The sequence below is a fragment of the Streptomyces sp. NPDC000229 genome, from assembly GCF_040300825.1.
In the GTDB taxonomy this organism is placed as follows: Bacteria; Actinomycetota; Actinomycetes; order Streptomycetales; family Streptomycetaceae; genus Streptomyces.
This window is the reverse complement of the sequence record NZ_JBEPEL010000106.1, coordinates 1-21,021: the sequence shown is the minus strand read 5'-3', so window position 1 is coordinate 21,021 and position 21,021 is coordinate 1. Positions and strand designations below refer to the sequence as shown.

Here is a 21,021-nt window from a genome sequence, read left to right as displayed (position 1 = left end):
GTACTGGTCGCGGATCCTCACCTTGCTGGAGGGCGACGTCCGCTACCGCGCCGGCCGCCTGGTCGAAGGCGGCGCACAGCACCTGTTCGCGGGCTCCCGGCGCGGCCGAGCCGGGGCGCAGCCCGGTCAGGAACCGGGTCGGGCGGCGCGAGGCGCGGCCCCCCGGGGAGCGGGCCAGGGCCCAGGACAGCGAGAGGTGGAGCCGGGCCCGGGTGACGCCCACGTACAGCAGGCGGCGCTCCTCCTCGACCTGCTCGTCGGTCTTGGCATAGGTGATCGGCATCATGCCCTCGGTGAGGCCGACCAGGAACACCGCGTCCCACTCCAGGCCCTTCGCCGAGTGCAGCGAGGCGAGGGTCACGCCCTGGACGGTGGGGGCGTGCTGCGCGGCGGCCCGCTCGTCGAGCTCCGCGACCAGGTCACCGAGGGTCGCCCCGGGCTGCGCGCGAGCGAAGTCCTCGGCGAGCCGGACCAGCGCGGCGAGGGATTCCCAGCGGTCGCGGACCGCCCCGGAGCCGGCCGGTGGCTCGGTGGTCCAGCCCTTGGTGGACAGCACGGCCCGCACCTGCGAGGGCAGATCCTCGGCGTCGTCCAGCAGGGGGTCGTTGCCCCCGGCCCGGGCCGCGCCGCGCAGGGCGACGCCCGCCTCGCGCACCTCGGCGCGTTCGAAGAAGCGCTCGGCGCCGCGCAGCTGGTAGGGCACGCCCGCGTCGGCGAGGGCCTGCTCGTAGATCTCCGACTGGGCGTTGATCCGGTAGAGCACGGCGATCTCGCCGGCCGGGACGCCCGCGGCGATCAGGTCGCGGATGCGGCGGGCGGTGCCTTCGGCCTCGGCGGGCTCGTCGGCGTACTCGGTGTGGACGGGCTCGGGGCCCGGGTCCCGCTGGGAGATCAGCTCCAGGCGGTGTTCGGCGGCCCGGCCGCGGGCCTGGGCGAGCAGCCCGTTGGCCAGGTGGACGATCTGGGGGGTCGAGCGGTAGTCGCGGACCAGCTTGACCACGGTGGCGTTCGGGTGCCGGGTGCGGAAGTTCAGCAGGTGGTCGGGGGTGGCGCCGGTGAAGGAGTAGATCGTCTGGCTGGCGTCGCCCACGACGCACAGGCTGTCGCGGTCGCCGAGCCACAGGTCGAGGAGGCGCTGCTGGAGCGGTGAGACGTCCTGGTACTCGTCCACCACGAAGTGGTGGTACTGGCGGCGGATCTGGTCGGCGATGTCGTGCCGATCCTGGAGGATGCCTACGGTCAGCAGCAGGACGTCCTCGAAATCGATGACGCCGCGGTCCCGCTTGAGCTGCTCGTACATGGCATAGATCTGGCCAATTTCGGCGGGGTCGCGCGGGGCGTCGCGATGGGCCTTGGCGACCGCGGCCGGGTAGTCGGCGGGGACGGTCTGGGTGACCTTGGCCCACTCGATCTCGCTCGTGACGTCCCGCAACTCATTGCGGTCGAGCCGGACACGGCAACGGGCCCCCGCCTCGGCGACGAGCTGGACCTTGCGCTCCAGCAGCCGGGGCAGATCGCCACCGACCGCTTTCGGCCAGAAGTACTGGAGCTGGCGGAGGGCGGCCGAGTGGAACGTGCGCGCCTGGACGCCGCCCGCGCCGAGCTGCCTCAGCCGGCCGCGCATCTCACCGGCGGCGCGGTTGGTGAAGGTGACGGCCAGCACACTGCTGGGCTGGAGTATCCCCGCCCGGACGCCGTACGCGATGCGGTGGGTGATCGCGCGTGTCTTGCCCGTGCCGGCACCCGCCAGCACGCACACCGGACCGTGCAGGGCGGTCGCCACCTCGCGCTGCTCGGGGTCCAGCCCGTCGAGCACCGCGTCGGCGTCCTGGGGCGGGGCCATGAACTGGCTCGGGCCCGGGACCTGCGGGAAGAGAGTGGAGTGCGTTGCTGCTGTCACCCTGCCATGCTGCCAGGTCGCCCGAGGCGGACGGGACGGTTGTCCACAGCGCCGGCCCCGCAGTCGTACTAATACGGGAATGGTGGCGCGGAGCCGTACGTTCTGCAGGTGCGACAGCACACCGCCCAGCGAAACTCCGAGGAGCGCAAGACGATGCAGGGATCCGTCACGATGTACAGCACCACCTGGTGCGGCTACTGCCGGCGGCTGAAGAGCCAGCTGGACCGCGAAGGCATCGCGTACACCGAGATCAACATCGAGCAGGACCCCGAGTCGGCCGCGTTCGTGGAGAAGGCCAACGGGGGCAACCAGACCGTCCCGACGGTACGGGTGGTGCCCTCCGGCGGCGCTGGGGAGGTCGTCATGACGAACCCGAGCCTGGCCCAGGTCAAGCAGGCCCTGGCCGTCTGAGCGCGGCCACTGATGCGGGGCTCCCCGCGAGGCGAGGGCCGCGACCGCGAACCGGCCCCGGCCCCGGCCGCTGACCGGGACGGGGCCGGGCCGCTGACCGGGACGGGGCCGGTACGGGGCCGGGCTCAGGGGGTGGCGTCGGTCGTTTGGTGCTCGATACGCGCGGAGAGCGCCCGCAGGCGGCGCTCCGTCCACGCGATGGGCCGGCGGTCCTCCCCCGCGGCCACGTGCCACATCGCCAGCACCTGGCGGCCGACCTCGAGGGCGGCCAGGGGGTTGGCCACCTCTTTCCAGCTCGCATAGGCGTTCCGGGCCGCCTTCTGGACGCTTTCCTGCGGCGCCCCGGCCGTCGCCATCCGGCGGGCCGTGTGCGCGTACAGCAGGGCGGCCCTGCGGTGATCCCGGCCGAGCAGCGCGAAGTACGCCTCCGTGAGCTGCGCGTTCAGCGTGAGCGGATGCTCGGGGCCGTGCCTTTGAGTGAGCACACCGACGAGCTCCGCGACCAGGGCCGCGGCGGACCTCAGGTCGCCCTGCAGTTCGGCTGCCCGGATCCTGTCCCACAGCGGGGAGTACTCGGCGGGCAGTGGGGCCTCCCAGTCGACCGACGGCCGGGCGGAGGACCGGGCGCCGGCCGCGGTCCCCGCTTCGGGCGCCGGGGCCTCCCCTTCCGGCTGCGGCTGCGGGTGCGGCTCGGCCAGCGGAGTGACCGCGCCGTCCACATCCACGATCAGAGCCCACACGGACCCGTCCGGTTCCTTGGCGACGACCCGGACGGGCCGCCCGAGGAACGCGGCCTTGATCCGTACCTCGGCCAGTCCGGCCACCCGGGGATCACCGTCCGTGGGCAGGACCTCACCGTTCACGCTGACGCTTCCGTCCGCACTCAGCAGAATGGTGACGACCGGTGTCAGCGGCACGGCCGAAGGGTCGGCGATGACAGGCACGGGTATCAGTTCCTCCCCAGGTGACGCGCCGACTCACGGTACCGGAGCCTAAGGTCTGGTGACCCGCGCACGCTCATCCCCCCTTGGGGAAGTAGGGCGGTGACCAGCCGAGGTAGGTGGCCCCCCACTTCGTCTCGGGGTCCGTGGCCGGCACCACGTCGATGTATCCGGCGCGCCTGATGTCGTTGCTCGCGATCTTCCCGTCTCCCACATAGACGGCCACATGGCCCGCCCGGCTGCCGGTGTCCCAGTACATGAGGGCTCCGGGCGGAGGGTTGCGGTCGCCGTCGTGGCGCATCGAGGTCGGCATGACCTTCTGATAGTGGTCGATCGCGTACGGGGTGCCGGAGAAGCTCCAGCCGTACGCGCGTGCCGTGAAGGCCAGGCACATCCGGAACCAGTCCGGTCCTCCCTGGGCCTCCTTCTTCGCCCACGCGATGGCGTCCGCGGTGGAGCGCGGGTTCTTCACCTGCGCCGGCCAGTCGGCGGCTCCGTCATGGAACGGCTCGCCCGGCTTGCCCGGCTCCCCGCCGTCGGTGCACGCCGTACCGCCGTCGATCGGCTGGGCCGGTCCCCCGGTGTCGCCCGTCCGCTCCAGGTCGATACCGGCCTGCCTGGCGATGGTGCGGGCCTGGCCCTCGCGCGGGGCGTACAGATCGGGGAAGGCGGAGACCTGAACGGCCTGGGCCACCACCCCGAGCGGCTTGAGCTGCCAGTCCTTGATGTCCACGAGACCGGGGGGATGACCGGCTCCTCGTCCGCCGAAGAAGGCGTTGGCGGAGTACTCGGGGTTCATGATCTGTGCCACGGTCCCCCAGCCGGCCGCCGGCCGCTGCTGGAAGAGGCCGACCGAGTCGCGGTCCCCGTAGTCGATGTTCCGCAGCCCCGACTCCTGAAGCGCCGTCATCAGGGCTATCAGCGTGGCACGGCCGGGGAGCTTCCGCTTCACGGCAACACCGTCGATGATCTTGGCGTTGGTGATCTGGTCCTGGCTCGGCGGCAGTCCGGTGTCCCCGATTCCGCCCACGTCCGCGTTGCCGGGACAGGTGCTGCCCGAGTCGGCCGACGACTCCCCGCCTCCGGAAACGAAGCCCAGGAGGACAAGGAAGACCAGGAACACCGCGGCACCGAAGGCACCGACCTTCAGGCCCAACGCCCGGCCGGCCAGCCCGGCCGCCGCGTTGAGTACGGCTTGGCCCTTCACCGCTGTGCCAGATCCAGGATCCGGGCGACGAGCCAGCCCTGCTTGGTGTAGACGAGTTCGAGGTGCAGTGTGCGGACCTCGGTCTCCGTCTCCCACTCCTTCACGGTGATCGATGCGCGCACCTCGCGGAAGGCGCGCACCTTCGGGATGTCGACCGGCAGTTCGTCACCCGCCTCGGCGACCTCGACCTTGCCGACCGTGGCGACTCCGCCTCGGATGACGAGGCGCTGGTAGTCGGGGTCGGGATGGGCGACGAGGTTTTCCCGGAGACTTTTCGTCATCCACGGCTCCGCCCGCTCCACGGACGCCTGAGGTCCCTGATCCTTGACGGGGTCGCGGGTCAGGTACGCCTTGATGAACGCGGCGCTGACCCCGTCCGGCTCCGACAGGTCGACGGCCGGCCCCGAGGGTGAGGCCGAAGCCGCCGGTTGTCCGGCGGCCCCGGAGGACGAGCCCGCCCCGGCGTTGGCCGTCGGGCTCGCCTGCACATGGTCCGCCGGTTTCGCGTCGTCCTGGGAGTACTTGGGGAACAGCCAGGAAGCGACCCCGCCTATCACCAGGAGCGCCACGAGCAGCACGATGATCCCACCGGGGGAGGCGGGTTCCCGCTCCCTCAGGCCGCGTACGTAGGCCTTGCGGCTCTCACGGTCCGCCTCACGCCATTCCTTCTTCGCTCTGCGGCGCGCCTTGCGGCCGGATCCCTCCGGGACGAGATCGTCCGGGTAGTCGTACTGGGTCCTGAGGAGTTCCCTCCAGTCCTCCGGGCTGGACGGCCGTTCCGGACGCTTCTTTTCCACCGAGGTTCCTTCCCCGTCTCGTGATGTGGCTGTGGGCGGGACGGCGACCGGGGTGGGCAGGCGTCAACTCCTGCCCACCCCGGGTCGCTCGGCGAGGCGCCTACCGGTCCCCGGTCGTGCGCCGTTCACCGGTCGGCTGCTGCATCAGGGCTCTGCTCCCCCGCTGCACCGGCATGGAGCGGGGGGTGGACGACGGTGCCGGACGGCGGCCGGGCTGCATCCTGCGGAAGTTGAAGTCCGAGGTGCTCGTGGGCCGGCGGCGCTGCTTCGGGATCTGGCCGCTCTGACTGCCGCGGCGCTCCGCACGGTCGAGGCGTGCGCGCTGCCGGTCCTGCATCGCGTCGAGCGAGGAACTCTGGCGCTGTGGCGGCGCCGTCCGTCCGCGCCGGTGCCCGGCACGCGCGCCCCCGGCCTTGTCCCCTTCGGGGCTGCCGTACTTCCCGCGGGTCCCCTGCGTCCCCGCGGCGACGACGGCCTGCGTGCCGTCGCGCCCCGCCGGCCGGCCGGTCCCCTTCCCGAGGTCCTGACCAGGTCCCTTGCCGAGGTCCTGGCCGGGCCCCTTCCCGAGGCCCTGAGCAGTCCCCTTCGCGAGGTCCGGTCCGGGCCCCTTGGCCAGGTCCTGACCGGTACCCCGGCCCGTCGGCTGCTCGCCCGGAGGGGCGGGCGGAGCAATGGTGCGGAATCGGCCACCACGGGTGGCGGCGCCGGCCACCGCGCCGCCTTCCGCGGCGCTTTCCCCGCTGCCGCCGCTCTGCCTGCTCATTCTCTTTCCGACGAAGTCGCCGGCCTTCCGGCCGGCCATGAACGGCGCCTTGGCGCCGAGAGCCGCCGCCTTGCCCGCGAGCGCACCGGCCTTGGCGGTGGCGAGGCCGGCGATGCCCGCCTCGCCACTCAGCCCGCTCATCGACCCCATGATGGTCTCCACGAGCCTGCGGAGCTTGAACGCCACGATGGCCGCGGTGATCGACAGACCGGAGGACAGGAGCCAGCCCAGTTGTCCGGCGGTCTGGGTGCACACCACCGTGATGATCAGTACGCAGGAGAGGACGAGCGTGGCGATGCAGGACTGAAGCACCATGCCGAGCAGGGCGTCGAACCACTTGACACCCCACTGCCGGGGCCGGCCCGGGATGACCCAGAGGCAGGCGAAGACGGCCCCGGCCACCAGCAGCATCAGCGCGCCCAGCAGTGACGCGATGGAGGCGAAGGCCAGCATCAGCGCCAGGACCGCGTAGATCACCACGGCCACGACACCCAGGAGCAGCACCATCATCCGGCCGGACGGGTTCATGCCCTGCCGCCAGTCGACGGAGGCGTCGCCGACGTAGGTGCCCGAGCCCTGGTCCGGGTCCCCGTGGACGTTGTGGTGGAGCCATTGCCCCCGGTTGCCGTCGTCCTTCTTGGCCTCGTTCAGCAGTCCCTCGCCGGCCTTCTCGCAGACTTCGAGGCTGCCGAACTCCGCCACGCACCAGGGGGTCGCGACGTAGGTCCGCCATACGGCGTCACCGGCCTTGCGCATCACGTTGTTCTTGGCATCGCCCTTGAACTCCGGTTCGTGCGAGAGCTTGATGGGAGTGTCGCCGGGCTGGCCGATCCCGGCGTTGGCGACGGTGAACGAGACGTCCGAGCCGACGTTGCGGACGGAGTTGATGCCGTCGACCCAGACGGCCGGACTGGAGAGCAGGGAGAGCGAGAAGATCGCGGCGGCGGCCAGCCAGCCGATCTGCGACATCTGTGAGCCCTGCGCCTTGCGGTGGTTCCCGTAGGCGACGAGAGCGCCGATGACCAGACAGGCCGGCAACACCGTGGGGACCAGGGTTCCCGCGGCGCCGGAGATGGCGTTGACGATGGGCCCGGTCAGCTCGTCGATCGAGGCGCCCTTGATCGCCCACTGTGTGATCACCACGCAGGCGCGGCCGACCAGCACGATGATGCCCATCAGCACCTGGTTGATGAGGTGCTGGGCGTAACGGGCGTTGTTCTTCCACTCGGTGACGCCGGTGTCGAGGTCCTCGTCGAGGGTCCAGACGCCGAGGTCCGTGGAGTACGTCTCGTAGAGCGTCCCGGACCCGGCCGGAGGAGCGGTGACCTCGGGGATCAGCCCGCCCGCCCCGATCGGCGGGATGGGGTCGGCCGCGTAGGCGACGTTGGCGAGCACCATGACGGTCGTGAGCGCCCCCATGGCGGGGACGGCGAGCGTACGCAGTCTCATGGGCGCCGCCCGCCTCGAAGGGTGTCCTCGGTCCCGCTCACGCCAGGGCCTCCTGCATCGTGCCCGGACCGGTGCCGGTGGCCGCATCGGCCGCCGCCTCCGAACCGAAGCGACTGATCTTCGGGGTGGTGCTGAGCAGCCGGAGCAGGTCGCCGCTCGGGATGTCGAACTGCGTGGTGGCGCACGAGAACCTGCGGTCACGGGTGATGCAGTGACCGTGCCGGATCTCGCCGTCCGGCTGAAGGCCGATGGCCTGGACGAGGCGGCGGGTGTGCTCGTCGTCGGGCAGACCGAGCAGCGCGGCGAGCGCGCTCTGCTGCTGAGGTGTCGTCAGCTGGAAGCCGAAGACCGTGGTCAGCTGCTCGACGAGGCCGGTGAGGCCCGCCAGGCTCTCCGGGTCCTGGGTGTCCACGACCAGCGCGGTCGACAGTGCGCGGCCGACCCGGGCGATGTACTGGAGGAACGCGCTGCCCTCCCGGGTCGCGGTCAGCACGTGCACCTCGGGGACGGCCACGACCTTGCGCAGTCCGCGGAGGTCCTTGCGGCCCGCCGTGGTGACGGCGTAGGCGATCATCGAGTGCATCAGGGCGACCGACAGGCGCTGGGTGACGTTCCAGTCCTCGCGGTCGCTGTCGGCGTCCGGCAGTGACAGGCCCGGCATCTGGACCACCCACAGGCCCGGCCTGGGCACCAGCATCGGCTCGCCCGACGGCCGCCCCATGAAGGGTGCCCCGACACCGGTGAGGGAGAGTTCGTAGAGCGCCTCGCCGGTCTCCTGGGCGAGCGGGTCCTCGCTCGTCCGCAGGCGCTGGATCACCTTCCAGGTGGCCGGTTCGCCCTCGGCCACGACCTGGTTGACGGCCTTCTGGATGGGGGTCTCGGCACCACGGGCACGCAGGTGCGAGGGCAGGGCGATGCCCAGCTGGGCCGGCACCTCGACCTGTGCCCGCTCGTCCTCGCCCAGCATGCCGAAGAGGTCGGCGACGCCCGCGTAGTGCGTACCGGTCTGGACCAGGTGGGAGTTGAGCCCGTAGGACTGGGCCGCGGTGACGAGTCCGCCGATGTCGCCCTTGAAGTCGAGGGCGAGGACGAACGCCTCACGGAAGCCGGCGTCGAGCAGGCTCAGCATCATGCCGGTGGTCTTGCCCCGGCCGGAGCGGCCGATGAAGGCGGTGGTGGTCGCGTCGCCGCGCTCGCTGCCCGCCGTGAGGTCGTTGCGGACCACACCGGGAGTGGAGCCCGTCAGGTAGCCGATGATCGGCCCCTTGTCGTCACCGACCTGTGCGCCGCCCCAGAACCAGGAGCCGGCGAAGGCGTCCACCGTGCGGGTGTGGCCGAGGTCCGCGACGCGGACCAGGTCTCCGGGCTGTGACTCGATCCAGAGCTCCCGCTGTTCGTCGGTGCCGACGACGACCTCGATGCCGAGACCGCCGTAGTAGGAGACGACGGCGTCCACCTTGGCCCGCAGGTCCTCCAGGCCGACGTCACTGGAGACGACGAGCCTCGGGTGGTCCTCGATCAGGGTCACGTCGTCCCGCTTCATGTCGCGGGCGAGCTCGGCCATGACCTGCTCGGTTTCCTCGATCTCCCGGCCGGCCTCGCCCGCCGAGTGTTTGGCGGCCGACTGACGCTGCTCCTTGGCGAGCCGGCGGACTTCGTCGATGGTCTTGAGGGCGTCCCGTTTGTGCATCACCTCGAACCGGACGGAGACTTCGGGATTGACGGGTACGACGGGAATCTGCCCGAAGTCCTGGAACGTGTCGCCCTCGTTCTCCGGGATGTAGGTGATCTCCGAGACGGCACGCAGCCATTCACCGCTGCCCGGGCTCTCCATCTCCTCCGGGAATCCGGTCATGGCCAGCACGGAGACCCAGGCCGCCACCTCGCCGCGGCCGTCGACGACCTGGAGGTGGTCCGGGTAGGGCATGACCTTGCCCTGGGTGAGTTGGGCCAGTTTGGCACCGGAGATCGCTCCGTCGCCGTTGGCCGCGGGGAGCGGCGCGGCACGGTGCTGTTCGCGCGCGATCATCCAGGCGAGCATCTCCACCGTGGCGGGCCGGGCCCTCCACGGGGTGCTCTCCAGTTGTCGGCCGAGGCGCCGTGTCAGGGCGTCCAGACGGGCGAGTTCCTTGTACGAGACGGCACGCGTGCCCAGTCCCAGGGCCTCCTGGAAGCCGGCCCGGCTCTTGGCCTTGGTCTGGTTGTTCCGCTCGGCGATCCGCACGCCCAGGAGCAGGTGACGGGTGGGGAGCTGCAGCATGTCGAGCCGGTCGACGCGCAGTTGTGTCCACTCCCGGTAGTGGCCGGCGGAGAACAGCTCCTCGGCCTCGTCGATGTAGTCGGCCGCGTTGAGCGGTGACCACAGGACCTTGAGGTGGCATTCGTAGCCGGCCAGGGTTCGGGCCAGGACCGAGGAGATGGTGTCCTGCTCCGCGTCGCGAGCCGGTTCGGCCATGAGATCGGTGTTGGATCCGGAGAGCACGAACCATGCCTCGGCGACGGTGTCGGTGATGACCAGACCGTCCGCGAGTGCCTCGTAACGAGGAGGCGGTAGTGCCCGCTCGGGTCCGAGGCCCATGAAGCGTCCGAGTGCCTTGGTGAGCTTCACGCCTTCGCCTTCCTGCTGGATGGGGACGTCTTCTTGTCGGTCAGGCCGGCCTTCTTGCGCGCATGCCAGACGCGGTCGGGGCCGTACATGCGCGCCCGGGCGTCCAGCCGCACGGGAGAGGCCGCCGGAGCCGGCTTGTTCTCGCCGCTGAGAAGGGGTTCCAGGCCGCCGAAGCCCGGGAGGTCGATCAGCTGCTCGATCCGGTCGCCCCAGCGGGCCCGTACCGGGATCCACTCCGAGCGCTCGGCGGCCCGGCGGCCGCCGTTGATCAGGGGCCGGTGCCCGCTCGTGACGTACCGCCAGGTGAGCGCCCAGCACGTCAGGTTGCGCCGCCGGTCCACCCTGCGGTTCCGCTGCGCCCCGAGTACGGCGATGATCAGGGGCGGGAGCATGTACAGCGAGAAGGTGTACTTGGACGGGGCGCCGAAGATCAGCACGAGGGCGCCGCACCACGTGGCGAACAGTGCCACGCCGAGTATCAGGGTCCGCCTCGGCACCCCTTCACCCAGGTCCAGGCCCATCAGTTCGTGCTGCCGCGTCTCCAGGTCGAAGTGGCGGGTGAACGTGTAGCCCTTGCGCATCAGGCTCCCGCGACCTTCTCCCAGATTCCCCGGAACAAGCCGATGGCGACGTTCGGCGCGTACACGATTCCGGCGATCACCACTGCGGCCATGAGGTGGCCGATCAGCTCACCCCATTCCCGCTTGGCGTAGTAGCCGATGCCGCGGACCGCGAGGATGACGATGAAGATGTTCCCTGCGATGAGCAGGACCCAGTCCTTGAGCTGCGTCCCATCCGTCAGTGGAGCCGCAATTTCCATCATGGACATGCCATGCGCCTTTCAGTGATTCTGTCTGTGATGGGCCTTCGTACACGTGATCCCGCCGGTCAGTACGCTCCGCCGTGGAGGCCCGAGACCTGCCAACGCCCCGCGTTCGCAGAGGCCACACGAGTGATGCTGACGCGATACGTCTGGGAAACGGTTCCGCCGGAGCTACTCCACGTCACCACCGCGGTCCCCGTCCGCTCGTCGCCCTTGGCGAGATCGACCGTCCAGTTGTTCACCGCCACCAGGGCATAGCCCTTGGGCAGTGCCGGAATCCGCACCCCTGGGGCGGCGACCGCGGACGGGTCCCCGGCGGCGTACTGCTTGAAGAACTGCTCTACGACACCCTTGGTACGCGTGGACATCTCGGCGTCGGCTTCCGGCGCCTCCCAGGGAGCCGGCGCGGCCGGCCTGACGAGCGCGACGACGCCGGGCGCGCCGGTCACGACGATCCGCTCGCCCACCCGAGCGACCGGAACGTCCAGTCCGATCCATTGTCCCGACGCCTTCGCCGTCGCAGCAGCGGCGCCCGACACCAGTGCCTCGACGCGCACTCTTGCCCGGCCGTCCTTGAGCACGGTCACCGTCCCCGGGTACAGCTCGTCCACGCGCTGGGTGCCCTTGCCGTCCCATCCGAGCCGGACGTCCACGCCGGGCGCCAGATCCAGGGCCAGGGCACTCTCCCGCTGGGCCACGGCATCCTCACTCCACGTCAGGTAGGCACGGGCGAAGCGCGCGGCGACCGCCTGGGCCTGGGCCTCGGCGTAGCGGGGCGCGGCCTGGACCACCGGCGCGGGCGCCGGCGGCGGCTTGTCGGGGAAGAACCACGAACGGACACCGGTGATCGCGGCAAGGGCGACGACCGTCCACAGCAGGCCGCGCCCGAACCGACGGGCGAACCTGGCACCGCTCGTCTCCTCCTGGACGTTCCACGGCACGCCGCCGGGAACACCGTCGGAGCCGGGCCGGCCGCCGGCCGTGCCCGTCGCACCGACCGCCGGGCGGCCCTCGCCGCTTGCCGGGCCGGCCGGTGCGTTCGCCGGCTCCAGCCGCCGGGCTGCCTCCACCCAGGGGTTGGCCTGCCCGGGCCCCGCTTGGCCGGGCCGCACTCCGCCGCCCTGCTCGGGAGGCGTCCGGCGCTCCGTCTGCTGCTGCCGTGGTTCCGGCAGGTTGAGAATGACGCGAATGGCCTTGGGCAATGCCCCCATGCCGACTTCCCCGTACCCCGTTGATCGCTTCAACAGCCGGATCCGACAGGCCGGCCGGCGGCCCCGTGTTGAGGGCGGCGCCGAGTCTAACCGCATCGTCCGACAGTCCTATGGTTTCCGTCCGTCCTCCGGCCTCTCAAGCACCCTCGAAATTGCGGCTGCTACGGTCGTGCAGCATCATGACGTCGCCCGGCAGGGCGAGTTCAGTACTTCGGGGGAGCGGTAATGAGCCGCGGACGTGATCTTGGACGCAAGCCGCAGAAGGCCGGTTCCAGCGGTGAGACGACCATCCTGAGAGCGGTCTGCCTGATCGCCGCGACGGCCGTCGCCTGGCACCTCGCGGTGTGGGCGACCGCGGACGGCCTGGCCGTGTCCGACGTCGCCTCCACCGTTGCGGCGCTCATCGTCCACGAACCGCTCGGCGCACTCGGTGACGGGGTGCGTCCGGCCTCGGCCGGCGTCACGCTCACCGTCTGGGCCGCCTTCCTGCTCGTACCCGCCGCCCTGGTGTGGTCGGTGGCTCGCCGAGTACGGCAGCGGTCGACGAGCCGCAGCGGCGAAGGACTGGCTTCGGCGAACGAGGCCCGTTACGCCCTCGGTGAGCAGCGGGCCCGCAAGTCGGCCGCACAGACCCGGGCGACGACGTTCACCCGCAGCGACGGCAGTTTCGACGCCCGGGCGGCAGCCAAGGCGGACCTCAGCGAGGTCGGCTGGTTCCTCGGCCGTCAACTCGGCACCGGGCAGCCGCTGGTGGCCACACCCGAGGACTCCGTCGCCGTCATCGCGCCCTCCGGAGCGGGCAAGTCCCGCACCGTCGTCATCCCGGCCTGCCTGGACGCACCCGGCCCCCTGGTCGTCACCTCGACCCGCGCCGACGTCCTGGACGTCATCGCGGAACCCCGCTCCCGCATGGGCCGGGTGTGGGTCTTCGACCCCCTCGACACCGTCGGGTGGCCCGAGCGTATGGTGTGGGACCCGGTCGCGGGCTGCCAGGACGGCGAGACGGCGACTTCAAGGGCGCTGTCGTTCTCCGTCGGCATGGGGGCCGACGACTCCTCGTCCACCAACGCCGGCTTCTTCCAGCAGACGGCGTCCTCCGCCCTGACCCGGCTGCTCCACGCCGCTGCACTCGAAGGCCGGACCATCGAGCACGTGATGCGCTGGGCGACCAACCTGGAGAACGCCGACGAGCCACGCACCATCCTCACCGACCACCCCGGCGCCGAGCCGGGCTGGGACGTCCTGTTGAGGTCCGTCTCGACCGGAGCGGACGAGACGGTCGCCTCCACGCGTCAGACCCTCGCGGCGCAGATCGAACCGCTCGCCCTTCGGAAGGTGCTGCGGTGCGTCACCCCTCAGGAAGGCGTTCCGGTCTTCGACCCGGACCGCTTCGTGGCCTCCCGCGACACCCTCGTGCTCATCAGCGACGCCAACGCCTCCACCAACGTCTCGCCGCTCACCACGATGCTGCTCGGCGAGGTCGTCGACGCCGCCAAGCGACGCGCCCCGAGACTCCCGTCGGGCCGGCTGGACCCGTTCCTGCGTCTGGTCCTGGACGAGGTCGCCAACGTCGCGCCGCTGCCGAAACTTCCCTCCCTGGCCTCCGACGCCCGCGGTTACGGCATCCACATCGTGTACGCCCTGCAGTCCCTCGCCCAGGCCATCCTGCGCTGGGGCGAGCAGGAGGCCGACACCCTCCTCGACAACGCCGCCGCCACTCTCGTCATGGGCGGGCTCAAGGACATCGAGGCTCTGCGCCGCTTCTCCGAACTGGTGGGTGAGACGGAGATGGCGGAGGTGTCGACGTCCCGCGAGTCCAACCGCCTCTTCGTCTCCACCACGTCCCAGGCGGAACGGGAGCGGCGGGTGCTCCGGCCGGAGGAGATCCGGCAACTGCCCGGCGGGCAGGCGCTGCTGCTGTTCCGGGGAGCGCCCGGTGTCATCGCCGAGCTCGTGCCCTGGGACGCGCGGCGCGACGGCAAGCAGCTGCGGGCCGCCGAGCATGCCACGCGGGCACGCCGTGTCGGACCGAGCCTGGACAAGAGGTGAGCATGGAGCAGACGCATCCGGCCGCCCCGGCCATGCAGACCCCCCAGGCCGGCCCGGCCGCCACGGCAGTGGAGCGCCTCGCCCAGGACGTCGCGGCCGTACGGCAGCACCGCGAGAAGCTGGAAGCGCTGGTGCGCGCCTTCGCCACGCGCGTGAAGAACGACCAGCGCGAGGTGGAGGAGGTACTGAGGGAGATCCTGGGCCGTCTCGACGCCCTGGAGCAGGGCCGCCCCTCCCGGAGCGGTCCCGGCGCCTCCACCGCCTCACCGCCCGGGACCGACCGGCCCGTGGGCAGCCCCTGGTCGTACCGCGCGACGGAGCGCGACTGGCGGGACCTGGCTGCCTGGGTCGACTGGCTCAGTGGCCATTACGCGCCCCAGCTCCACCTGCGCATCTGGCCCTGCTGGCCCGCGCACGGCGGCGTGACGGAGGAGCTCGCCGGGCTGCGCGGGGCGTGGCTCGCCGCGTCCGAGGCCGACGCGGCTTCGGGAGGAGCGGGGCAGGAGATGGCCTACTGGCACCAGATGTGGCTCTGGCCGACGCTCGAACGGATCCGGCAGAACTACATGTTCAAGGGCTGCGAGTCCGACCATTCACCCGACCGCCCGGGGCGCCTCACCGACCCGGCGGCTCTCGAGGCGCGTATCAACGCCTCGCGCACGAGGAGGAACGACGCATGAGCGAGCAGTACGAGTACTTCGTCGACACCGACCCCGGCTACACCGTGGAGCGGCCGAGCAGCCTCTGGCGGCGCAGCGGCGACTCCTGGGAGTACCTGTCCCTGCTGTCCTGGGAATGGCGCAGGGTTGGCCAGGACAACCCGGTGAGGATGCAGCCGCTGCCCGAGGCGCTGCACCCCGTGACGGCCGAGCGTGCCAAGGAGTTGGAGGCGGACCGTCAGGGGTGGGTGCGGTACTGGGCGGAGTACGAGGACGAGGCGGCCTGGCGGAACGGTGAGGCTCCGTTCTCGGTGGTACGGCGGCGGCGCAGCCCCGAGCGCATTTACGACGAGGCCTTCATGGTGGGCAACACGTGGGAGCCGACAGACAGGGTCTTCGAGTACTTCAGCGCACGGGCCGACGAGGTCACGTTTCTCGCCGAGGTCACCCCTGATGAGGCCGAGCGCCTGCTGCGGCAGGTCCGCGGCGTGAGCGGAGCGACTGATCTGTGATCGACGACACGGGGGCATGGCGCGGGGAAGGAACCGATTCCGGCTTCCGGCTCACGCCTGAACAGAACAAGGTGGTCACCGACCACTGGCAGCAGGCACGGCAGGTACAGGCCGAGCTGGACCGGAAGCTGCGGGCGGTGCAGTCGTCGGTCGCCGGCCGGGGCGGCCAACTCGAAGGGCTGGAGTACTCGCTCAAGGGCCTGGACTCGCTGCGGCGCAAGGTGGCGAGGCCGGCGATGCGCGGCGTCGCCGTCGAAAAGCCTTTGCGGAAGACCAACGACCTCCACCGCTACACCCTGACGTTCCCCGCCGAGGAGTACACCGCCGGCACGAAGCAGGTGTACGAGCAGCTGCGCGAGCAGGGGTACCGCCCGACGCCGGGCTCGGAGAAGAACACCTGGGAAGACCCGGTGTACAAGGGTCTCAATACGACCTGGGAACACTCCGAGAGGCCCGAGAAGTTCGAGCTCCAGTTCCATACGCCCGAGAGCTTCCGGGCGAAGATGGACAACCACGAGCTGTACGAGATATCCCGGGCCGGGTACTTCACCCAGAAGTTCGAGGACGACCCCGAGCTCGCGAAGGAGTACGAGCAGGCGGTCGACCTCCTCCAGAACGAGCGCTACCAGAACGTCGAGATTCCTCCTGGCGTCGAGGAGCTCGGGGAGCGCAAGGTCCGGGCCACGCTCAACCCCGCGGTCCGGCCCCAGGTCATCGAAGAAGTCCGGGCCTACGAGGCGGAAGTACGCGCCGGCCACTCGGCCAAGGCGGCCGGGGCCGAAGCCACCGAACCGGTGGAGACGGCCACCGAACCCGTGGTGGAGGCGGAGGTCAGCGAGGACCTGGCCGCCTTGCTGGAGGACGACGGCCCCGGTCTGCGCGACCGGATCACTCCCCCGGAGCTTCCGGCGCAGCGCACGCAGAACGCCGCTCCTTCCCTGACCGACTCGCCGCTGCCCGACCTCAGGCAGGGACCCAAGGGCCCCCGTCTGTGACGACGACACGATGAAAGGCTCCTCTTTGCGATCCCGACGATCATTGACCGCGCTGGCCACAGCCGTCCTCATAGGAGGCGCCCTCACCGCGTGCGGCGGGGACAACGGATCGGACGGCGGCGGCCGGGCCGGTTCCCAGGCGTCCCCGTCCGCCGCCACGTCGGTGCCGTCCGCCTCCGCGTCGCCGTCCGCCGCGCCGCGCAAGAGTTACGACCCGCCAGTGAGGTTCGACGCCCAGAAGGAGACCCGGCTGCCGGACGCTCTCAAGGTGTCACCTGAGGATGTCGGCCAGACCAGGTTCAGCCGGGCCTCGTTCGCCTTGCACAAGGGGATCGCCTACGCGTCCGACGGCAAGCAGGTGTCCGCCTACGACACCGCGAACGGCGAGGTCGTCTGGTCCGCCCCGCTCAGTGACCGTCCGGTGGCGGAGGTACCGGTGCCCGCGGTGGTGCAGCTTCCGGGCCGTACCGTCGTGATCGCCGCTGTGAGCACCGTGACGGGCGGCACCGGCACATCGAAGGCGTCGGCATCGTCGACGGCGGTCGTGGCCCTCGATGCCCGTTCCGGTGGCAAGCGGTGGAGCCAGGTGATCGACACCTCCGGCAAGCTCATCGGTGCGGACAGCGGTGCGGCCGTCTTCTCCGACGGAGGGGCCGTGTGGGCACTCGACCCCGCGACCGGGAAGAGGCTGTGGGACAAGCAGGACGCCGGTCTGACCGACCCCGTCTACAGCGGCGGAGCGGTCGTCGGCGTGGTCAAGAGCTCCGAGGAGTTCACCGCCGAGAACCACGCCGAGCCGTTCAAGGCGGAGTTCACCAAGCTGGTGGGTCTTTCGCCGAAAGACGGCGGCAAGCTGTGGGAGCAGTACACGAGGAGCAACACGCTCAAGGCGCGGTCGATCGGCACCGGTGTCGTCCAGGTCGAGGCGACGTACTCGTCCCTCTTCGGTGACTTCGGGGACGACTCCGTGGACGTCATCGACGTCAGAACGGGCAAGCCGCGCGTCCGCCTGCCCCTCGGCGGGTCCACCGGCACGGACGACTGGGTGTGCTCCTTCGACGAACGCAGCGTCGTCGTGTGCGGCATCGCGTACACCTACGAGCGCGTGGTCGCCCATGACGTGGCCTCCGGCAAGCAGTTGTGGTCGCTGCCCACGGCGGACCGCACGTCGCTCGAGGTCACGGCCACCTGGCATGGCGCCGTCTACGGCGAGGTGGAGGGCGGCGGGCCCGTGGTCCTGGACGCGCGGACCGGTGCGGACCGCGAAGTGGAGCCGGGGGTGGCCCCGGCCGTGCTCGATGGCACGGTCGGCTTGGTGAAGGGCAACATGGGCAGTCTGGAGGCGTACCCCGCCGTCGGCTGACCGGCCGGGGCGTACGTTCGGCCGACGGCTCGGCGGGGCACGCCGTACCGGCGCTACGCCGCGTTCCCGGGCTTCGGCAGCGGCTTGCCGTACCAGAGCTCGATCAGACGGGCCGCGATCGAGATTCCGTAGGGGGGAAGGACCTCGCCGGACTCGAACGCGGCCCGCAGCTCTTCCCGGGAGAACCAGCGGGCCTCCTCGATCTCGTCCCCGTCGACGTTGATCTCCGACGAGGTGGCCCGCGCCATGAAGCCCAGCATCAGGCTCGACGGGAACGGCCACGGCTGGCTGGCGACGTACTCCACCTCGCCGACCGTCACCCCGGCCTCCTCGAAGACCTCCCGGGCAACGGACTGCTCGATCGACTCGCCCGGCTCCACGAAGCCGGCCAGCGTTGAGAAACGGCCCTCCGGCCAGTGGACCTGCCGGCCCAGCAGCGCCCGGTCCTCCTCGTCCGTCACCAGCATGATCACCGCCGGGTCGGTACGCGGGTAGTGCTCGGCGCCGCACGCGGGGCAGCGGCGGATGTGGCCGGCGGCCGCTATCACCGTGCGCTCACCGCAGCGCGAGCAGAAGCGGTGCAGCCGCTGCCAGTTCTCCAGCGCCACCGCGTGGACCATCAGTCCGGCGTCGCGCGGGGACAGCAGCAGCCCGGCCTCGCGCAGACCGGCCGGCCGCGCGGACTGGTCCATGCGGCCGGGCAGGGAGTCCTTCTGCAACGCGAAGTAGCTGACACCTTCGGCGTCGGTGCCCAGGAAGTACCGGTGGGTCTCGGTGACCGGCGCCTCGAAGGCGGGGGTCATGACCAGTTCGGTACGGCCGTCGGGGGTGTCGTCGATCAGGACCTGCCCGCCGGACACGACGAAGACCCGGGTCGTCGGGTGGCTCCATGCCGCGGCCAGCCACGCCTCGTCGAGTCGGTGGTGCGCCGCGCGGTCGATGCCGCTCGGAGCGGTGAGGCCGATCGGCCGGTAGCCGGCCTCGTTACTGATGGTGCTCACTGATGCTTCCAACTCCCCCGGTGGATGGGTTCTCCTGGGTGTCTGTTCAGCTGCGTGTCCCGCGGCGGGGTGCGGCTCAGCGGAGTGCGGCCGACAGGTCGCCCCACAGGTGGGCGGCCGTCTCCACGCCCTTGAGCAGCAGGTCCAGCTCGACCTTCTCGTTCGGCGCGTGCCAGCCGTCGGACGGTACGGAGATGCCCAGGAACAGCACCGGCGCGGCCAGCACGTCCTGGAGGTCGGCGGCGGGGCCCGAGCCGCCCTCGCGCGTGAAGCGGATCTTCGCGCCGTCGAAGGCCCGGCTCATCGACCGTACGACCGACTGGAGAGCCGGGTGGTCGAGCGGGGTCAGGCAGGGGCGGGTCGGCGCCCGGAAGGTGATCTTGTGGCGGATGCCGGCGGGGACGCGGGCGGCGACCCAGGCGCGTACGGCCGTCTCGATCATGTACGGGTCCTGGCCCGAGACCAGGCGGAACGACAGCTTCAGCCGGGCGGACGAGGGAATGATCGTCTTGCCGCCGGGGCCCTGATAGCCGCCGCCGATGCCGTTGACCTCGGCGGTCGGGCGGGCCCACACCCGCTCCAGGGTGGAGTAGCCGGCCTCGCCGAGCGTCCCGTACGACTTGGCGGTCGTCAGCCAGGAGTCCTCGTCGAAGGGCAGTTCCGCGATCAGCTCGCGCTCGGCGTCGGTGAGCTCCGCGATGCCGTCGTAGAAGCCGGGGATCGTGACGTGCTCGTGTTCGTCGTGGAGCGCGGCGACGATTCGGGCGGCGACCGTGGCCGGGTTCGGCACGGCGCCGCCGAACGAACCGGAGTGGATGTCCTGGTCCGGGCCGTACAGCTCGATCTCGCAGTCCGCCAGGCCCCGCATGCCGGTGCACACGGTGGGCGTCGTCTCCGACCACATGCCCGTGTCCGAGACGACCACGGCGTCCGCGGCGAGACGGTCGCGGTGGCGCTCGACCAGCGCCCGGAAGTGCGGGGAGCCGGACTCCTCCTCACCCTCGACGAGCAGCTTGAGGTTGACGGCGGGGGCGGCGCGGCCGGTCAGCGCGAGATGTGCGCGCACACCCAGGGTGTGGAAGAACACCTGGCCCTTGTCGTCGGCGGCACCGCGCGCGTGGAGCCGGTTTCCGCGGATCACCGGATCGAAGGGGTCGGTGTCCCAGCCGTCCTCACGGGCGGCGGGCTGCACGTCGTGGTGGCCGTAGACCAGGACGGTGGGGGCGTTCTCCTCGCCGGAGGGCCACTCGGCGAAGACCGCCGGGGCTCCTTCGGTCTCCCACACCTCGGCGACCGGGAAGCCGGTCTCCTTCAGCTTCGCCACGAGCCACTCGGCACTGCGCCGTACATCCGCGGCGTGCGCGGGCTGGGCCGACACGGACGGAATGCGCAGCCACTCGACGAGGTCGTCGAGGAAGGCGGCGCGGTGCTGCTCTATGTACGTACGTACTGACTGGACGGCGCTGTCCGGGGTGTCGCTCATGCCCTTGAGCCTATCGGGCATCGGGGGTCGTCCCGTCGGCCGTCCCACGGAGCAGGATGCGCTCGATCCCGTCGCGTCCGGGGAGGTCGTCCGGGCGGACGACCTCGCCCGTGCGGACGTAGACGAAGGCGGCCGTGACCGCGTCGAGCGGCAGGTCGTGCTGCTCGGCCCAGGCGAGCCGGTAGACCGCGAGCTGGAGGGGGTCGGCGGTGCGGGAGCGGTTGGTCTTCCAGTCGACGATCTCGTACGTACCGCTTTCGCGGTCGTGGTAGACGGCGTCGATGCGGCCGCGGACGACCCGGCCGGCGAGGGCGAGCTGGAACGGCGCCTCGACGCGGTGGGGGGTGCGGTGGGCGTACGGGGTGTTCTCGAACGCCTCCTTGAGCGCGGCCAGGTCCCGCTCGTCGGCGATCTCCGGCTCATCGGCGTACACCTCCCCGCCGGGGAGCTCGTCCGGCCCCAGCATCGGCAGGGGCAGCTCCTCGAACCGGGCCTCCACCCACGCGTGGAACCGTGTCCCGCGCCGCGCGGCGGGCTGCGGCGGGCGCGGCATGGGGCGGGCCAGCTCCTGCGCGAAACCATCGGGGTCGGCGGCCAGGCGCAGCAGCTGGGAGGCGGACAGGGACGCCGGGAGGAGGACGTCCCGGGTGGTGGCACGGGCGCGGAGGAGCTCCCCGGTGAGGGCGTCCAGGTCGCGGTCCCAGGACGCGATGGTGCGGGCCTCCTCGGGCGTGAGGCGCTCCCCCGGGCGGGCGCCGCCGGGCTGCTCTTGCCGGGCGTCGGCGGGCGGCGAGGAGGGCGACGAGTTCACCTACTCGGACCTGATCGCGCGGCGCTACGACACCGACC

The 21,021-nt window shown here is 71.3% G+C and carries 17 protein-coding genes and 1 pseudogene; 6 read left to right on the top strand and 12 right to left on the bottom strand.

Annotation, left to right across the window (positions count from 1 at the left end; genetic code table 11):
* A partial coding sequence (locus ABT360_RS32130; protein ID WP_351824464.1) for an ATP-dependent helicase occupies positions 1-1,900 on the bottom strand: 1,900 nt, incomplete at its 3' end.
* A 153-nt stretch (positions 1,901-2,053) separates the two neighbouring features.
* Here ABT360_RS32130 and ABT360_RS32125 point away from each other — a divergent pair.
* Positions 2,054-2,311, top strand: a complete 258-nt coding sequence (locus tag ABT360_RS32125; RefSeq protein WP_351824467.1) for a mycoredoxin — start codon at positions 2,054-2,056, stop codon at positions 2,309-2,311.
* A 125-nt stretch (positions 2,312-2,436) separates the two neighbouring features.
* Here the strand turns inward: ABT360_RS32125 and ABT360_RS32120 are convergent, their stop codons facing one another.
* The 8 genes from ABT360_RS32120 to ABT360_RS32085 form a co-directional block, all read right to left on the bottom strand.
* On the bottom strand, positions 2,437-3,255 hold the full coding sequence (locus ABT360_RS32120) for a hypothetical protein (RefSeq protein ID WP_351824461.1): 819 nt from the start codon (positions 3,253-3,255) through the stop codon (positions 2,437-2,439).
* A gap of 73 nt (positions 3,256-3,328) precedes the next feature.
* A complete protein-coding gene (locus tag ABT360_RS32115; RefSeq protein ID WP_351824458.1) occupies positions 3,329-4,459 on the bottom strand; it encodes a peptidase M23 in 1,131 nt (376 codons plus the stop codon).
* A complete protein-coding gene (locus ABT360_RS32110) occupies positions 4,456-5,256 on the bottom strand; it encodes a hypothetical protein (protein WP_351824455.1) in 801 nt (266 codons plus the stop codon). Before ABT360_RS32110 ends, ABT360_RS32115 begins: the two co-directional genes overlap by 4 nt.
* 100 nt (positions 5,257-5,356) lie before the next feature.
* The gene (locus ABT360_RS32105) at positions 5,357-7,468 is read right to left on the bottom strand and encodes a hypothetical protein (RefSeq protein ID WP_351824452.1); all 2,112 of its coding nucleotides are present in this window, start codon (positions 7,466-7,468) and stop codon (positions 5,357-5,359) included.
* Positions 7,469-7,505: 37 nt separating this feature from the next.
* A complete protein-coding gene (locus ABT360_RS32100) occupies positions 7,506-10,076 on the bottom strand; it encodes an ATP-binding protein (protein ID WP_351824448.1) in 2,571 nt (856 codons plus the stop codon).
* Complete coding sequence (locus ABT360_RS32095; protein WP_351824445.1) at positions 10,073-10,657, bottom strand: hypothetical protein; 585 nt, start codon at positions 10,655-10,657, stop codon at positions 10,073-10,075. The genes ABT360_RS32100 and ABT360_RS32095 overlap by 4 nt, the downstream gene beginning before the upstream one ends.
* Positions 10,657-10,905 (bottom strand): hypothetical protein, encoded by a 249-nt coding sequence (locus ABT360_RS32090; RefSeq protein WP_351824442.1) that lies wholly within the window; start codon positions 10,903-10,905, stop codon positions 10,657-10,659. The genes ABT360_RS32095 and ABT360_RS32090 overlap by 1 nt, the downstream gene beginning before the upstream one ends.
* A gap of 59 nt (positions 10,906-10,964) precedes the next feature.
* Positions 10,965-12,110 (bottom strand): conjugal transfer protein, encoded by a 1,146-nt coding sequence (locus ABT360_RS32085; RefSeq protein ID WP_351824440.1) that lies wholly within the window; start codon positions 12,108-12,110, stop codon positions 10,965-10,967.
* Between the two features lie 225 nt (positions 12,111-12,335).
* Between ABT360_RS32085 and ABT360_RS32080 the strand changes: the two genes are divergently transcribed.
* The 5 genes from ABT360_RS32080 to ABT360_RS32060 are packed head-to-tail and all read left to right on the top strand — an operon-like array spanning position 12,336 to position 17,688.
* Entirely contained in the window at positions 12,336-14,159 is a 1,824-nt protein-coding gene (locus tag ABT360_RS32080; protein WP_351824437.1) for a type IV secretory system conjugative DNA transfer family protein, read from the top strand.
* Between the two features lie 2 nt (positions 14,160-14,161).
* Complete coding sequence (locus ABT360_RS32075; RefSeq protein WP_351824434.1) at positions 14,162-14,839, top strand: hypothetical protein; 678 nt, start codon at positions 14,162-14,164, stop codon at positions 14,837-14,839.
* A complete protein-coding gene (locus ABT360_RS32070; RefSeq protein WP_351824432.1) occupies positions 14,836-15,330 on the top strand; it encodes a hypothetical protein in 495 nt (164 codons plus the stop codon). Before ABT360_RS32075 ends, ABT360_RS32070 begins: the two co-directional genes overlap by 4 nt.
* Positions 15,327-16,325 carry a hypothetical protein gene (locus tag ABT360_RS32065; RefSeq protein ID WP_351824430.1) on the top strand — a complete coding sequence of 333 codons (999 nt, stop codon included), beginning with the start codon at positions 15,327-15,329 and terminating at the stop codon, positions 16,323-16,325. Before ABT360_RS32070 ends, ABT360_RS32065 begins: the two co-directional genes overlap by 4 nt.
* Positions 16,326-16,368: 43 nt before the next feature.
* Positions 16,369-17,688, top strand: coding sequence for an outer membrane protein assembly factor BamB family protein (locus ABT360_RS32060; RefSeq protein WP_351824428.1), 1,320 nt, complete (start codon positions 16,369-16,371; stop codon positions 17,686-17,688).
* 53 nt (positions 17,689-17,741) lie between these two features.
* Here the strand turns inward: ABT360_RS32060 and nudC are convergent, their stop codons facing one another.
* The 3 genes and pseudogenes from nudC to ABT360_RS32045 form a co-directional block, all read right to left on the bottom strand.
* Positions 17,742-18,689 carry an NAD(+) diphosphatase gene (gene nudC, locus ABT360_RS32055; protein ID WP_351824425.1) on the bottom strand — a complete coding sequence of 316 codons (948 nt, stop codon included), beginning with the start codon at positions 18,687-18,689 and terminating at the stop codon, positions 17,742-17,744.
* A 76-nt stretch (positions 18,690-18,765) separates the two neighbouring features.
* On the bottom strand, positions 18,766-20,172 hold the full coding sequence (locus ABT360_RS32050) for a dipeptidase (RefSeq protein WP_351824422.1): 1,407 nt from the start codon (positions 20,170-20,172) through the stop codon (positions 18,766-18,768).
* Positions 20,173-20,182: 10 nt separating this feature from the next.
* A pseudogene (locus ABT360_RS32045) lies at positions 20,183-20,971 on the bottom strand (PD-(D/E)XK nuclease family protein); the annotation flags it as partial.
* Positions 20,972-21,021: the final 50 nt, after the last annotated feature.

Excerpts from the sequence above, each read along its gene's own strand:
- ABT360_RS32075 (WP_351824434.1), top strand. The coding sequence starts at position 14,162 with ATGGAGCAGACGCATCCGGCCGCCCCGGCCATGCAGACCCCCCAGGCC.
- ABT360_RS32085 (WP_351824440.1), bottom strand. The coding sequence starts at position 12,110 with ATGGGGGCATTGCCCAAGGCCATTCGCGTCATTCTCAACCTGCCGGAA.
- ABT360_RS32050 (WP_351824422.1), bottom strand. The coding sequence starts at position 20,172 with ATGAGCGACACCCCGGACAGCGCCGTCCAGTCAGTACGTACGTACATA.
- ABT360_RS32070 (WP_351824432.1), top strand. The coding sequence starts at position 14,836 with ATGAGCGAGCAGTACGAGTACTTCGTCGACACCGACCCCGGCTACACC.
- ABT360_RS32125 (WP_351824467.1), top strand. The coding sequence starts at position 2,054 with ATGCAGGGATCCGTCACGATGTACAGCACCACCTGGTGCGGCTACTGC.
- ABT360_RS32095 (WP_351824445.1), bottom strand. The coding sequence starts at position 10,657 with ATGCGCAAGGGCTACACGTTCACCCGCCACTTCGACCTGGAGACGCGG.
- ABT360_RS32090 (WP_351824442.1), bottom strand. The coding sequence starts at position 10,905 with ATGTCCATGATGGAAATTGCGGCTCCACTGACGGATGGGACGCAGCTC.
- ABT360_RS32080 (WP_351824437.1), top strand. The coding sequence starts at position 12,336 with ATGAGCCGCGGACGTGATCTTGGACGCAAGCCGCAGAAGGCCGGTTCC.
- ABT360_RS32105 (WP_351824452.1), bottom strand. The coding sequence starts at position 7,468 with ATGAGACTGCGTACGCTCGCCGTCCCCGCCATGGGGGCGCTCACGACC.